We start from the raw sequence: 14,354 nt of genomic DNA, 5'->3' as shown, positions 1-14,354 counted from the left end.
CCCCGTGGGTTGGCATGCGCCTCCATGGATGGTCACCTAGTGTCTGCGGAGGAGATTGCGCCGCCTCGGTCCGCGCGACTATCGAACGGCAGTGTCGGTCAGGCGATGCGAAGGTCTATGGTAGACCCGTTGCGAGCATGGGGTGATCTCCCGCAAAACGTCAGAGGATGCCGCTTTGAGCAGCGAACAACGGCTGTGTCTCTTGCCTGTCGCCGGTACACCCAGCGCGGGGAGATTCTAAACCGCGGTATCGGTCATTCACAGCTTTGATGCAGTCGACTGAACGCGCGCCCTCAACATAGCGTTCTACGCGTGTCTTTGGTCGGCACGCTGGTCGAACGAGCAAATGACGAACCCGGGCATGTCGCGCACCGATAGACAGTCCATCACGTTTAATAATGGATCTACGCAAAGGCCTGACCCTTGGGATAGCTCTGCCTAGCCCATCCGAGCGGAGATATGACCCTCTAGCACATTTGAATCTTCGCAGCGCTGCAGCGATGCTTTCGTAAAGCGGTTCGCTTCCGCGACCCTTGCGAGATGACCCGGAGAACAAATGCCCAAGACTTGGCTCATTACAGGTAGCGTCAGTGGCATCGGCCGAAGCACGGCGGAACTCGTGCCTTCACGGGGAGACAACCTTGTGGCGACCGCCCGAAACGTCAGTCGCCTTTCGGAACTCAAGCAGCGCTATCCCGAAAACGTCGCTCTCGTTGAACTCGACGTCACCGATATGAAGGCCGTACAGAATGCCGTTGACACAGCGGTCCGGACGTTCGGTCGTCTTGACGTGCTGCTCAACAATGCCGGCTACGCTCATCTTGCTCCGTTTGAACAGACCTCCGAGGCTGACTTCAAAGCCGAGATCGACACCAATTTCTATGGTGTAGTGAACCTGACCCGCGCGGCGCTCCCGGTCATGCGGAGGCAGAAATCGGGACACATCATCAACATCTCGTCCAGCTCCGCTCGCTTCGGAAGTCCGGGGTCCACCGCTTATGCCGCCGCCAAATGGGCGGTCAGTGGTTTCACCGCATCACTGGCCAAGGAGGTTTTACCCTTCGGCGTCAAGACCATTGCCATCGAACCGGGCAGCATCCGCACCAACTGGACGCGGGTTGCCCGTGGCCACGCGCCGGCACTGCTCGACGAGTACGATCCGACAATAGGCGAGATCATGCGGATGACCGAGAATTATGCGGGAAACGAGCCCGGCGACCCTGGCAAGGTCGCCAATGTGATCTTCGACTTATCGCGTGAGGATAATCTGCCCGAGCAACTGATTCTGGGACGTGATGCCTTAGAGCGCATAGCACAGACGGATGCCGTCCGAGCCGCGGCCGCGCTCAAGTGGGACGAGGTCAGCCGATCGACGGATTATTGAATGGAGGGTGTAAGGGCCACACGTGCTCTCCCAGACGCCGGTAATTCCAGGACGCTGGCCAAGGCGCAACAGGTCCGACATCGCGGCGCGAAGTTGCGGCCCAGAAATTACGATCCTGACGCCAGACCAAGCGTTTGGCGCGCCTCGTTGACGGTGGCCACGCGCCGGCCAAACTTCTCGACTGAGGCCGCCGCGCGTTCGACAAGCTCGGCGTTGCTGCGCGCCAGGCGTTCCCTGGTGATCCTGATGTTGTCCTCAAGTCCGGTGCGCACTGCGTCTGCTGCGCGCGCCAACGCCCATTCCATGACGATCGTCTGGTTGCGTCCTATTCCGGCCGCTGTCCAGGTGGACTGTGGAAACAGGAGTTTCGCTTCCGTGAGGAGCACATCGAGCAATCTCTCCTGCGCAGGCAGTGCGTTTTGCACGCCCATGACAAACTGGATGTGCGGGCGCTCGCCGATAAGCCCACCGTCGGCCAGCCGCCTGGCAGTGTGAAGGTGCGACAGGTCGAAGATCTCGATCTCCGGCAGCACGCCGTTTGCCTTCATCGCGGCCGCGAGATCAGCGATCAGGGCAGGATGGTTCTCATAGACGATGGAGGGGAAGTTGACCGAACCGGTCGAGAGCGAGGCCATGTCCGGCTTCAGATAAAGTGCTGAGCCACGCGCGGCAGGATCACGACCGCGCCCGCCGGTCGAGAACTGGACGATCATTCCGGGGCAGTGCCTGCGCACCCCCGCCTGGACGGCTGCGAAGCGCGTTGGTTCAGACGATGAACTCTGATCGTCATTGCGCACGTGGATGTGCACCAGCGACGCACCTGCTTCAAAGGCTTCCTGGGTCGACTCGATCTGTTCGGCCACGCTGATTGGCACCGCAGGATTGTCTTCCTTGCGCGGCAGCGAGCCGGTGATCGCAACAGCGATGATGCAAGGTTCAGGCATGGCGATACACTATCCGTCGACCTGGTCGATGAGCCAGCGGATCGCGAGCGGATAGCCTTCGGCGCCAAGTCCCGCGATCACGCCGGTGGCGACCGTCGATACCAGCGACCGATGATAGATCTCCTCGCGGCGATGGATGTTCGAGATATGCAGTTCAACGATCGGGCCCGGAAACATCTTGAGCGCATCGAGCACCGGGATCGAAATAAAACTCAAACCCGCAGGATTGATCAGAATGCCCGCGCCGTCGTCGATCGCCTCATGCACCCAGTTGACGATTTCGCCCTCGATGTTCGATTGGTGAAAACGGATCGGATGGTCGCCGGCGGCGTCACGGCACATCGCCTCGATTTCTGCGAGCGTCGTCCTGCCATAGATCTCCGGCTCGCGCATGCCGAGCCGGTTGAGATTTGGGCCGTTGAGGACGAAGATTGGCTTGGTCATGGTCCTATCCTTGATAGCCCAGCAGGCGCGGCAGCCACAGCACCAGCGATGGGAAGAAGGTGATCAGCATCAGGGCGGCAATCATGGCGTAGAGAAACGGCATTACGTCGTGCACCAGGTCGCGCAGCGGCACCTCTGCGATGCGGGTCATGATGAACAGCAGCAACCCGTAGGGCGGGGTGACGAGCCCGAGCATGATGTTGACGACGACCATTACGCCGAAATGCACCATGTCGACACCGAGCGCCTGCGCCGTCGGAATCAGCACCGGCACGATTACCAGCAGGATGGTCGTCCCTTCCAGCACGCAGCCCAGGATCAGCAGCAGGATGTTGACCAGGATCAGGAAACCCATCGGCGAAAGATCCCAGGACTTCAGGATCACCGACAGGGACTGCGGAATGTTCTCGACCGTGACAACGTAGTTGAACACCAGGGCGCCGGCGATGAGCATGCCGATCGAGGCCGTGGTGCGGGCGCTGTTGAGAAGCGCATGGTAGAGTTGGCCCGGCGTCACGCTGCGATAGATCGCGACCGAGATGAGCAGCGCGTAGCCGGCGGCGACCGCCGCGGCCTCGGTCGGGGTCATCACGCCGCCCCTTATGCCGACCAGCAGGACGACCGGCAGCATCAGCGCCGGAAATGCGCGCAAGGTGATCCCCGGCAATTCCCTGAGCGGCACCGGCTTCTCGACCGGAAAGTTCTTCCGGCGCGCGTCGATGGCGACGATGATCATCTGCGACAGGGCGAGAAGAAGGCCCGGCACGATACCGGCAATGAACAGGTAGCCGATGGATGCGTCCGAGATCAGCGCGTAGATGACCAGAGGAATCGACGGAGGAATGATCGGGCCGACGACGGAGGTGACGGCTGTCAGCGCAGCGGCATAGCTCGCCGGGTACTTGCCATCCCTGGTCATGAGTTGCTGCATCATCTTGCCGGTGCCCGCGGCGTCGGCGATGGCCGAGCCGGACATGCCGGCGAAGATGATCGACTGCAGCACGTTGACTTGCGCCAGACCGCCGCGGAAACGGCCGACGACGGCGTTGCAGAATTGCAGCAGCCGGTCGGTCATGGTCCCGGCGTTCATCAACTCCGCGGCGAGAATGAACATCGGTACGGCAAGCAGAATGTAGCTTGTGTAGAGCCCGTTGAGGAGTTGCTCGGCCGACGTGCCCATGTCGAGCCCTGCAAGCCAGAGATAGAGGATCGACCCGGCGATCATCGAGTGACCGATCGGCAGGCCAAGCAGGGCCAGCGCTGTGATCGCAACGACTGACAGCGAAAAGGGACTCGCGAGATTCATACGCCGGAGCTCGCTTTCGTGGGGTCGAATTCCGCCGGTGCTTCGCCGCGCAGAGCACGCCACGCCAGCCACAGGTAACGGGCGATCACGGCGACCACGAAGACGAGATAGATCGAGAACAGCCAGTCGAAGCGTATCTTGAGGTAGGCGGTGCTCTCGACCTTCATGAAGGTCACGTAGCTGAAGACAGCCGGAAAGGACCAGCCATAGAGCGCGACGAGAGCGATTGCGAAGGCAAGCGTCATTACCCGCCTGATGTCCGGACCGACTGTGGCGTAGAGGAGATCAAAACGGATTTCCTCTTCTTCACGAACGACGAACGCTGCGCCGAACAGCACAACCCAGATCCAGAGTACGACGGTGAGCTCGTTGCTCCAGCCGGTCGGCCAGTTGAGAAGGTAGCGAAAAGCAACCTGCAGCAGAAACGCGGCGAACATGGCGCCGATGGCGATGGCGATCGCGTTCTCGGCGCGCCGGTAGAGCCAGCCGCCGACCTTTCTCAATCCCGGGTTCATGATGCCTCCCTGACGAGCGTCTGGCCAAACCGGCCAGCCGGTCGCAAGCGGACCGGCCGGCGCGTTCGTCGCGTCAAAGCGCGTTGATCTTGTCGACCATCCCGGCAGGCCATTCCTTGGCCAGGTCGGAGGCAAGATATTGCTCCTGCACATGCTTGCGGAATGCTGCGACATCGGGTTCGTAGATCTTCAGGCCCTTGCCCTTGAATGTTTCAACGAGTTCCTTCTCGCGCGTCAGGTGTTTCTCTGTCGAGAAGTCGATCGCCTTGTCCGCCGCGGCCTGGACCTTTGCCTGCTTCTCGGCCCCCATCTCGTCCCACACCTTTTTCGAGATACTGAGAAGGTCGAATCCGACAAGGTGCGAGGTCAATACGATCTGCGACATGACCTCGTAGAACTTCATGTTCTCGACGTTGGGCAACGGGTTGTCCTGCCCATCGATCGCGCCTGTCTGCAGGCCGGTATAGACCTCGGCGTAGGCCATTGGCGTCGGGTTCGCACCGAGCGCCTGGCCGAGGAATTGCCAGGCGTCGCCACCCGGCATGCGCAGCTTGATGCCGGCCATGTCGGCGGGAGTCTTGATTTCCTTGTCCGGTTTCAGGCCGACCTGACGCAGGCCGAAATAGGTAGGGCCGAGCACCTTCACGCCGAGCTGGTCCTCGGTCATCCTCTTCAGCTCCGCGCCGGCATCGCTGGCAAAGAACGCCTTAACGTGCGCAGCGTCACGGAACAGGTAGCCGGCGGTGACGATGGACCACGCTGGAATCTGCTTGGAGATGTCCTGCGGGGCAACGTTGCCCATCTCGAGGTTGCCGCGCTGGATGGCGACAAGTTCGGTGCCTTGCTTGAACAGGTTGCCGCCGTAATAACCCTCGAAGGCAAAGTCGTCCTTGATGGCTTCGGCGAACATCTTCATCATCTCGGCCCGGATGTCCTGTTCCGAGAACACGGCCGAGAAACGCAGCTTCGGCTTGTCCTGGGCGAAGGCGGGAATGGCGGTCGCGGCGGCGAGTGCGCCGGCGGCGACCATAAACAGGCGTCGGTTCATTTCAGCTTTCATGTCGGTTTCCTCCCTATGGTCTTCATATGGTTATAGGCGTCATTGCCTTATGCGGCGGCCTCGAAATGATCTGCCATGGCGCGGCGGTCGGCCTTGCGCCCGGTGAACAGCTCGAACGCGCGGACTGCCTGATGGATCGCCATGCCGATGCCCGGCAGCGTTCTGCAGCCGATCGTACGGGCTGCGACCAGCAACTCTGTTTCGGTCGGAAAGTAGATTATGTCGGCGACCCATTTTTCGGCTGTCAGAAGAGCCGTGTCGAACGGTGTTCCGGGGTATTTCGCCATGCCCACCGGGGTCGTGTTGACGATGCCGTTTGCCATGCGCACGGCTGCGGCCGGGTCCGGCCACGTCTCGACGCAACCGCCGAACAAGGCGCCCATGCGCGACGCAAGATCCGAGGCGCGACCGGGTTGGCTGTCGAGGACCAACAGCCGGCCAACGCCCATTTGCATCAGCGCGTTTGCGACTGCGGCGCCCGCTCCGCCGGCGCCGAACATTGCGACACAGCCCATCGATGCGCCTGTCATCGCTTCGCGAAAACTCTCCGCGAAACCCCAGCTGTCGGTGTTGTGGCCTTCCTTGCGTCCGCCAGCAAAGACGACCGTATTCACCGCGCCTATCACGCGCGCTTCCGGCGACAATGCATCGAGGACGGGAATGACAGCCTGTTTAAACGGATGCGTGATATTGAGGCCGTGAAAGCCTGCAATTTCCGCCGCCGCGATCAAGTCGCCGATCGCCGCGTCTGGCAATCCGAGCCTGTCGAAATCGAGCAAAAGGTACGAATAGCCGATGCCGAGGCGCCGGGCTTCACGCTCGTGCATGCCGGGAGTGCGCGAGGACTGAATACCGCGTCCGACGAGGCCAATCACGACCTTTTCGTTGTCGCCGCCGGCGGCGCCCTTGTGCTCGTCGGCAAGACGGCAAAGGAGGTCGACAAGGCTGTCGTCCATCTCGCGAAATTCCTCCCTGTGCGGGCCGCCTCCCAGCCCAAATGCGGCAATTCCCGGATCGCCCCTGGATCGCGCCCTTGTGTTCACGCCAAACGCGCCGATAAATGAGCCTGTCGCGATTTGCGAATAATGTACTAACTGGTTAGTTTAGTCAAATGCCGGCACGCCGGGGCGGGAACTCAACTGCATGGCCGTTATCAAGAAAGAACGAAAGCCGAAGCCGGACGCGAGCACGACGCGTATCCAGGACCCTGAGGGCACGCGCCGCAACATCCTGGAGATCGCCTCCAAGGAGTTTGCCCTGAACGGTTTGTCGGGCGCGCGCATAGACGAGATCGCGGCGCGCACACGCTTCAGCAAGCGCATGATCTACTACTATTTTGGCGACAAGGAAGGTCTCTACCTGCGCGCGCTCGAGAACGCGTATCGTCAGGTGCGCGAGGGCGAGGCTCAACTTGATATCGAAGGTCTGCCCCCCGTGGCGGCACTGACGCGCCTGGTGGAGTTCACGTTCGACCACCATCACCGACACGAGGAATTCATCCGCATGGTGATGATCGAGAACATCCATCACGGCCAATACCTCCAACAATCGGATGCGATCCGCGAACTGAACGTGACGGCGATCGACCACATCTCTCGCATCTATTCACGCGGTGTCGAAGACGGGGTCTTCCGGCCGGGACTCGACGCGATCGAACTCCATTGGCAAGTAAGCGCGCTGTGCTTCTTCAACGTTTCCAATCGCACCACCTTTTCGATGATCTTCGGACGCGACTTCGGCGCGCCGGCACAACTCGAGCGGCTCAAACGCAACAGCGTGGAGATGCTGTTGCGTTTTGTCGCGAAGGACGAAGCTCCCGCAGAACGCTGAGCGGCCGAAACTTGCGGTGCTGCCAGCGTTGCCTTAGTTATGTACGAACTGGTTCGTTCACGACAAGCCGGGGAGGAGGCGCGTTTGAAGACGTCGATCGCGACGGTGTCGATCGCCGGTGACCTGGCGGAGAAATTCGCGGCAATTTCCGCCGCGGGCTTCGACGGTGTCGAAATCTTCGAGAACGATTTCCTCGCCTTTGACGGCTCGCCGCGCGACGTCGGCCGAATGGCTGGTGACACAGGTCTGACCATAACGCTCTTCCAGCCGTTCAGGGATTTCGAGGGGTTGCCGGAGCCGCAGCGCAACCGCGCCCTCGATCGTGCCGAGCGCAAGTTCGACGTCATGCAGGAACTCGGCACTGATCTGATGCTGGTATGCTCGTCGGTGTCGCCCGTCTCGCTTGGCGGGATCGACCGGGCGGCCATGGACTTTCGCGAGCTTGGCGAGCGCGCCGCCAGGCGCGGTCTGCGCGTCGGCTACGAGGCATTGGCCTGGGGGCGTCACGTCAACGATCATCGCGATGCCTGGGAAATCGTGCGCAGGACCGACCATCCGAACGTCGGGCTGGTTCTCGATTCCTTCCACACGCTGGCCCGCAGGATTGAGCTCGGCTCGATCCGTTCGATACCCGCGGACAAGATCTTCATTGTCCAACTCGCCGACGCGCCGCTGATCGAAATGGATTTGCTCTATTGGAGCCGGCACTTTCGCAACATGCCAGGTGAAGGCGATCTGCCGGTGCGACAGTTCATGCAGGCGGTCGCGGCAACCGGCTATGACGGCTATCTGTCGCTCGAGATTTTCAACGACCAGTTCCGTGGCGGGTCGGCAAAGGCGATCTCCGTCGACGGACGGCGTTCGCTCGTATGGTTGATGGACCAGGTGCGGCGTGAAGAACCGGCACTTGAGATGGCCATCCCGCCAATGCCCGACCGCATCGGGGTTGCAGGGGTCGAGTTCATCGAGTTCGCGGCCGATCGCCAGGACGCCGGACGGCTTGGATCGCTGTTGCGCATGCTCGGCTTTGTCGAGGCCGGTCGGCACGTCTCGAAGGAGGTCACGCTCTACCGCCAGGGCGAGATCAATATCGTCATCAATACCGAGCGGCAGGGCTTTGCCCATTCTTCCTTTGTTGTCCATGGCACGTCGGCATACGCGATGGGCCTGAAGGTCGAGGACGCCGCCGCCACGGTGGCGCGCGCCGAGGCACTGGGCGCGGAGATCTTTCACCAGCGTGTCGGGCCCGGCGAGTTGTCGATCCCGGCGATCCGCGGCGTCGGCGGCGGACTGATCTACTTCCTCGATGCCAAGACCGACCTGGCGAAGGTCTGGGACATGGAGTTCACGCCGGTCACGTCGGCAAGTTCCGGCAATGGCGTCGGCCTCACCCGTATCGATCATGTCGGGCAGACCATGGCACAGGAGGAGATGCCGAGCTGGCTGCTGTTCTATGTCTCGATCTTCAGGACGACCAAGACCCCGATGGTCGACATCGTCGATCCGGCCGGCCTCGTGCGCAGCCAGGTCATCGAAGGTCTGGACAAGCGCTTCCGCCTCACGCTGAACGGCGCCGAGAGTCACCGCACCCTGGCCGGCCACTTCATCGCCGAAACCTTTGGTTCCGGCGTCCAGCATCTGGCACTCGCGACGGATGACATCTTTGCGACGGCGGCGAAGCTGCAGGCCAACGGCTTCGAACCGCTTCAGATATCGATGAACTACTACGACGACGTAGAAGCGCGCTTCGGTCTGGATCCGGAGGTCGCCGATCGGTTACGCTCGGCCAACATCCTTTATGACCGCGACGACAACGGCGAATTTTTTCAGCTCTATGCGCCGACATTCGGAGAAGGATTCATTATCGAGTTCGTTGAACGGCGCGGCGCGTATGCAGGCTATGGTGCGCCGAACGCACCATTCCGCATTGCCGCGCAAAAACGGCTGATGCGGCCCAAAGGAATGCCAAAGCTATGACGGATATGAACTTTGCTCGCATCAATGGCGCGACGATCCACTACCGGCATCGTCCCAAGACTGGCAGGCCGACGGTCGTCTTCGCGAACTCGCTCGGCACCGATATGCGCATCTGGAACGAGGTCGAGCGAAGGCTGGCCGACGACTGTACATCCGTTGCGTTCGACAAGCGCGGACACGGCCTGAGCGAACTGGGTGGCGCGCCGCAAACAATCGAGACCCATGCGACGGACCTTGCAGGGCTGCTCGACCATCTCAGCGTAAGGCGCGCGGTGATCTGCGGGCTTTCGATCGGCGGCGTCATTGCGCAATGCCTTTACAAGACGCGGCCGGATTTGATCGAGGGATTGATCCTTTGCGATACGGCAGCGAAAATCGGCACAGTCGAGATGTGGAACGGGCGCATCAACGCGACCCTGTCGGAGGGCATCGCCAGCTTTGCCGACGACGTGATGCGAAAATGGTTCACGCCGGATTTCCATAACAATCGCGGCGAGGAACTGGCGGGTTTTAAAACGATGCTGACGCGCCAGGATCCGGCCGGCTACGCTGCTGCCTGCGCGGCTATCCGCGACGCCGATTTCACCGCGACGACCGCCGCGATCAAAGTGCCGACACTCTGCATTGTCGGCGATCAGGACGGATCGACCCCGCCTGAACTGGTGGAATCGCTGGCCCGCTCAATCGCCGCCGCACGATTCGAGGTCATCTCCGGTGCGGGCCACATCCCATGCGTCGAGCAGCCGGAAAGGCTGGCCGGGCTGATCCGTGGCTTCCTGAACGACATGCCAAGAGAGCGCAAATGAGCAAGCCACGACACGGCGAGCGATACGTCGAAGGGATGGCGACGCGCCGTTCGGTGCTGGGTGACGCCCATGTCGACCGCGCAGAGGCGGCCAAGACCGAATTCGACATTCCTTTCCAGGAACTGATCACGGAGGCTGCATGGAGCCACGTCTGGTCGCGGCCGAACATCACCAGGCGCGAGCGTTCCATGATCACCATCGCGCTGCTCGCCGCGCTGAAGCAGGACGAAGAGGTTGCGATGCATATCCGCGCCAGCGTCAATACCGGGACGACGCGCGACGACATACGCGAGGCGCTGCTGCATGTGGCAATCTATGCCGGGGTACCGGCGGCAAATCATGCGATGAAGATCGCCAGGAAGACGTTCGACGAAATCGACGCTCAAGCCGGCTAATCATGACCAAGTCGCGCTTTCCCGCCAACCGCACGCCGGAAATCGGTACCTTCTTTCCGCGCGACCGCAACTGGCATCCGCCGGCCTTCACGCCGGCCTACAAGACGTCCGTTCTGCGCTCGCCGCAACGGCCGCTTCTTTCCCTCGACAACACGCTGTCGGAGCTTACCGGGCCGGTCTTCGGCCAAAGTATTCTCGGTGAACTGGACAATGACCTCATACACAATTTTGCCGGGCGGGGCGAAAGCGCGATCGGGCCACGCATCCTCGTCTATGGCCGCCTGCTCGACGAGCGCGGCATCGGCGTCGCCGGTGCGTTGCTGGAGGTATGGCAGGCCAACGCCGGCGGACGCTATCGACACAAGAAGGAGACTTATCGCGCGCCACTCGATCCGAACTTCGGCGGCTGCGGCCGCACGATCACCGGCGAGGATGGCTCCTATTGTTTCCGCACGATCCAGCCGGGGCCATATCCCTGGCCCAACGGACCCAACGACTGGCGTCCAGCGCACATCCATTTCTCGATCTTCGGGCACGGCTTCGCGCAGCGCCTGATCACCCAGATGTATTTCGAGGGCGACCCGATGATCTGGAGGTGCCCGATCGTGCGGACCATCAACGACCGCCGCGCTATTGAAGGCCTCACCGCCGCACTCGACATGGAGGCAACGATACCGATGGATGCGCGCGCATACAAATTCGACATTGTACTGCGCGGCCGCCGCTCGACGCTGTTCGAAAACCGCATCGAGGGCAACTGATGGTCCAGGCTCTCGGCCGGCTGAAGGAAAGCGCCTCGCAGACCGCGGGACCCTACGTCCATATCGGGCTGACGCCCAACTTTGCCGGTATCACGGGCGTCTATGAACGCGACCTTGGCACCGCGATGGTCAACGACAAGACCAGGGGCGAACGCATCAGGGTCAACATCCGAGTGATCGACGGCGCCGGCTCGCCGCTGAAGGACGCGCTCGTGGAGATCTGGCAGGCGGACGCCGCCGGCATCTACAATTCGCCCTCGGATCTGCGCGGCTCCGCCGACCCGAATTTTACCGGCTGGGGCCGGCTGCCCACCGACATGACGACGGGCGAATGCCTGTTCGAAACCATCAAACCCGGTCGCGTGCCGTTTTTTGACGGCCGCAAGATGGCGCCGCATTTGACGGTCTGGATCGTCGCGCGCGGAATCAACATTGGCCTTCACACCCGTATGTATTTCGGCGATGAGGAAACCGCCAACGCCGAGGATCCCGTCCTGATGCGCATTGAGCAGAAAGAGCGCGTGTCAACGCTGGTCGCGCCGCGCGATGGCGACATCTACAAGTTCGACATTCATCTCCAGGGCATCAAAGAGACGGTCTTCTTCGACATATGATCGCAGCATTCGACAATCCCCTTCTGTCCGGGCCCCTCCTGTCCGGGCTTCTCGGCGATGAGAAGATGGCGACGCTGCTCGGCGTCGAGGCCGAACTTGCGACGATGCTGCAATTCGAGAAGGCGCTCGCCGACGCAGAAGGTGCGCTCGGCATCATCCCGGCGGCTGCAGCAAGCGCCATCGGGCGCGTCCTCGACAACTTCCGGCCGGAAATCCAGGCCCTGAGGGACGCAACGGCGCGCGACGGCGTCATGGTGCCGGAACTCGTGCGGCAGATCAGGCATGCTGTCGGAGAGCCGCATTCGCAGCATGTGCATTTCGGTGCGACCAGCCAGGACGTGATCGACACGGCCATGATCCTGAGAATTCGCGCCTGTATCGACCTGTTGGAAGAACGGCTTTCGGCACTGGTGGTCGCCTTCGCCGATCTCGGCCATCGGTTTGGCGATCGCCCGCTGATGGCCCGAACCCGAATGCAGGCAGCGATTCCGATTTCCGTAGCCGACCGCGTCACAAGCTGGCGCGAACCGCTCGTGCGCCACCACGAGCGGCTTCAATCGGTGCGGGGATCGGTTCTCGTCGTCCAGTTCGGCGGCGCCGCCGGGACACTCGAGAAGTTTGCAGACAAGGGCGCCGCCCTCCGTGCCGCGCTGGCCCGGCAGCTAAGCCTTGGCGACGCGCCGCAATGGCACAGCCAGCGCGACCGCATCGCTGAGCTGGCCAGCTGGCTGTCACTTGTGACGGGAGGCCTCGGCAAGTTCGGGCAGGACATTGCACTAATGGCGCAGGCAGGCGACGAGCTGCAACGGGCGGGCGGCGGTTCGTCGTCGGCCATGGCGCACAAGCGCAATCCCATCGACGCCGAGATGCTGGTGACGCTTGCCCGCTACAACGCAGTCCAATTGTCGGGAATGCATCACGCGCTGATCCATGAGCAAGAGCGCTCTGGTGCAGCCTGGACCCTGGAATGGTTGATCCTGCCGCAGATGCTCATGGCGGCTGGAGCATCGACCTGTGTCGCGGACAGGCTGGTCCGAACCATAGCGGCAATCGGAGGCAAGGGTTGACTTGATCCCACTAATGCATGTCGCGCAAAAGTGTGCAGCGGTTTTGCGACAACGACATGCATAAAAACAACAACCTAAAGCACGTCGCATGAGGCCGGTTAAACGCGGCGCGCTTTAGGCGGCTCACGCCGTGGATCTTGCGCTCTCTCAGGCATCGAGTGGGTTGGAAATGGCCGTGCCCTGGTTTGCCGACAATTGTGCGGCGATACCCATGGCGACAGCTTTCCAGCCATCATCCAGCGTCACCTCAACCGGCCCCTCGCCCCGCAGGGCGGCGCAGAACCGCTGATGCTGATAAAAGGTCGAGCCGTTGTGATCGCCGGCCGTCAACAATTGTGGGTCGATCGGGATCTCGATGGTGTACGGTCCCTGCGGAAAGCGCGGGCTGACAATCAGCTGCGGCGTCGGCGCCGCACCGAGATGAGCTGGCCAGAAGCGGCCGGGACCCGGCACCAGGCATTCGACTTTACCTCGCGCACCGACGGCGCTGATCTCTTCCTGATAGCGGCCGCCCTCTGCATACATGCATAGTTCCAGCATGGCGCGCGCGCCGCTGGCGAAATCGACCAGCACGTAGCCGCAATCCCAGATATCGGGTGTCTCGCCATAATAATTTTCGTTGAGATGGTTCACTTCCTGTCCGGCCGACGCCATGATTCTTACCGGTTCCGATTTCAGGATCAGCCGCATGAGATCGAAGAAATGGCAGCATTTTTCGACGAACGTGCCTCCCGATCGACGGTTGAAGCGGTTCCAGTGGGCCACCTTGTCCAGGAACGGGTAGCGATGTTCGCGGATTGTCAGCATCCGGATGCCGCCGGTGGCGTCCTGCGCCTGCTCGATGAATCGAGCGACCGGCGGCATATAGCGGTATTCCATCGCGACCCAGACTGGTGCGGTGAAAGTCGCGGCGAACGCCTTCACCGCGGCTGCGTCGACCGGATCGGTGAAAAGCGGCTTCTCGACCAGGATGGGCAGCGCACGGACAGCAGCGACTTCCCTAAGCTGCGCGAAATGCACATAGTTCGGACTGGCGATGAGCACGCAGTCGACGCGCGGATCGGCCGCCACCTCCGCGACCGAGCCGGCGATCGACGCTTGCGGGGCAAGGTCTGCCGCGCGTGCGCGCATTGTCGCGTCGGGCTCGAAGACCGCCGCGACGCCGACATCGGGCAGCAGCGCGATATTGCGAAGATGCTCCTGCCCCATCATGCCGCAGCCGATGATGCCGTAGGAAATGTGCTTCGCCAT

Annotated in this window: 15 protein-coding genes; 8 read left to right on the top strand and 7 right to left on the bottom strand. The window is 61.8% G+C overall.

The annotated features are described in order from the left end of the window. The first annotated feature begins 556 nt into the window (after positions 1–556). Positions 557–1,384 (top strand): SDR family NAD(P)-dependent oxidoreductase, encoded by an 828-nt coding sequence (locus AC0L2V_RS14180; protein WP_473520401.1) that lies wholly within the window; start codon positions 557–559, stop codon positions 1,382–1,384. 107 nt (positions 1,385–1,491) lie between these two features. Here AC0L2V_RS14180 and AC0L2V_RS14175 read toward each other — a convergent pair whose 3' ends face one another. The 6 genes from AC0L2V_RS14175 to AC0L2V_RS14150 form a co-directional block, all read right to left on the bottom strand. After that, entirely contained in the window at positions 1,492–2,328 is an 837-nt protein-coding gene (locus AC0L2V_RS14175) for a 3-oxoadipate:acetyl-CoA acetyltransferase (RefSeq protein ID WP_473520400.1), read from the bottom strand. Positions 2,329–2,337: 9 nt separating this feature from the next. Then, positions 2,338–2,772: a type II 3-dehydroquinate dehydratase gene (locus tag AC0L2V_RS14170; protein ID WP_473520399.1), complete on the bottom strand. Its 435-nt coding sequence runs from the start codon at positions 2,770–2,772 to the stop codon at positions 2,338–2,340. A gap of 4 nt (positions 2,773–2,776) precedes the next feature. Continuing rightward, positions 2,777–4,078, bottom strand: a complete 1,302-nt coding sequence (locus AC0L2V_RS14165; protein WP_091595707.1) for a TRAP transporter large permease — start codon at positions 4,076–4,078, stop codon at positions 2,777–2,779. After that, positions 4,075–4,593, bottom strand: a complete 519-nt coding sequence (locus tag AC0L2V_RS14160; RefSeq protein ID WP_091595709.1) for a TRAP transporter small permease — start codon at positions 4,591–4,593, stop codon at positions 4,075–4,077. The genes AC0L2V_RS14165 and AC0L2V_RS14160 overlap by 4 nt, the downstream gene beginning before the upstream one ends. 73 nt (positions 4,594–4,666) lie before the next feature. Beyond that, complete coding sequence (dctP, locus tag AC0L2V_RS14155; protein WP_287219686.1) at positions 4,667–5,653, bottom strand: TRAP transporter substrate-binding protein DctP; 987 nt, start codon at positions 5,651–5,653, stop codon at positions 4,667–4,669. Positions 5,654–5,700: 47 nt separating this feature from the next. Beyond that, positions 5,701–6,609 (bottom strand): shikimate dehydrogenase, encoded by a 909-nt coding sequence (locus AC0L2V_RS14150; protein ID WP_473520398.1) that lies wholly within the window; start codon positions 6,607–6,609, stop codon positions 5,701–5,703. Positions 6,610–6,796: 187 nt separating this feature from the next. Here AC0L2V_RS14150 and AC0L2V_RS14145 point away from each other — a divergent pair, with 187 nt between their 5' ends. From AC0L2V_RS14145 to AC0L2V_RS14115, 7 genes are all read left to right on the top strand, one after another. After that, positions 6,797–7,483 (top strand): TetR/AcrR family transcriptional regulator, encoded by a 687-nt coding sequence (locus AC0L2V_RS14145; protein ID WP_473520397.1) that lies wholly within the window; start codon positions 6,797–6,799, stop codon positions 7,481–7,483. A gap of 84 nt (positions 7,484–7,567) precedes the next feature. Continuing rightward, the gene (locus AC0L2V_RS14140) at positions 7,568–9,460 is read left to right on the top strand and encodes a bifunctional sugar phosphate isomerase/epimerase/4-hydroxyphenylpyruvate dioxygenase family protein (RefSeq protein ID WP_473520396.1); all 1,893 of its coding nucleotides are present in this window, start codon (positions 7,568–7,570) and stop codon (positions 9,458–9,460) included. Between the two features lie 5 nt (positions 9,461–9,465). Next, positions 9,466–10,266 (top strand): 3-oxoadipate enol-lactonase, encoded by an 801-nt coding sequence (gene pcaD / locus AC0L2V_RS14135; RefSeq protein ID WP_473520445.1) that lies wholly within the window; start codon positions 9,466–9,468, stop codon positions 10,264–10,266. After that, complete coding sequence (gene pcaC, locus AC0L2V_RS14130) at positions 10,263–10,661, top strand: 4-carboxymuconolactone decarboxylase (protein ID WP_473520395.1); 399 nt, start codon at positions 10,263–10,265, stop codon at positions 10,659–10,661. Before pcaD ends, pcaC begins: the two co-directional genes overlap by 4 nt. A 2-nt stretch (positions 10,662–10,663) precedes the next feature. Continuing rightward, positions 10,664–11,422 (top strand): protocatechuate 3,4-dioxygenase subunit beta, encoded by a 759-nt coding sequence (gene pcaH / locus AC0L2V_RS14125; protein ID WP_473520394.1) that lies wholly within the window; start codon positions 10,664–10,666, stop codon positions 11,420–11,422. Continuing rightward, positions 11,422–12,036: a protocatechuate 3,4-dioxygenase subunit alpha gene (gene pcaG / locus AC0L2V_RS14120; protein WP_473520393.1), complete on the top strand. Its 615-nt coding sequence runs from the start codon at positions 11,422–11,424 to the stop codon at positions 12,034–12,036. Before pcaH ends, pcaG begins: the two co-directional genes overlap by 1 nt. Then, on the top strand, positions 12,033–13,103 hold the full coding sequence (locus AC0L2V_RS14115; RefSeq protein WP_473520392.1) for a 3-carboxy-cis,cis-muconate cycloisomerase: 1,071 nt from the start codon (positions 12,033–12,035) through the stop codon (positions 13,101–13,103). The genes pcaG and AC0L2V_RS14115 overlap by 4 nt, the downstream gene beginning before the upstream one ends. A gap of 147 nt (positions 13,104–13,250) precedes the next feature. Here the strand turns inward: AC0L2V_RS14115 and AC0L2V_RS14110 are convergent, their stop codons facing one another. Beyond that, positions 13,251–14,354, bottom strand: a complete 1,104-nt coding sequence (locus AC0L2V_RS14110) for a Gfo/Idh/MocA family protein (protein ID WP_473520391.1) — start codon at positions 14,352–14,354, stop codon at positions 13,251–13,253.

The sequence above is a fragment of the Mesorhizobium sp. WSM4814 genome (assembly GCF_055811595.1).
This window is presented reverse-complemented; position numbering and strand designations above follow the sequence as displayed.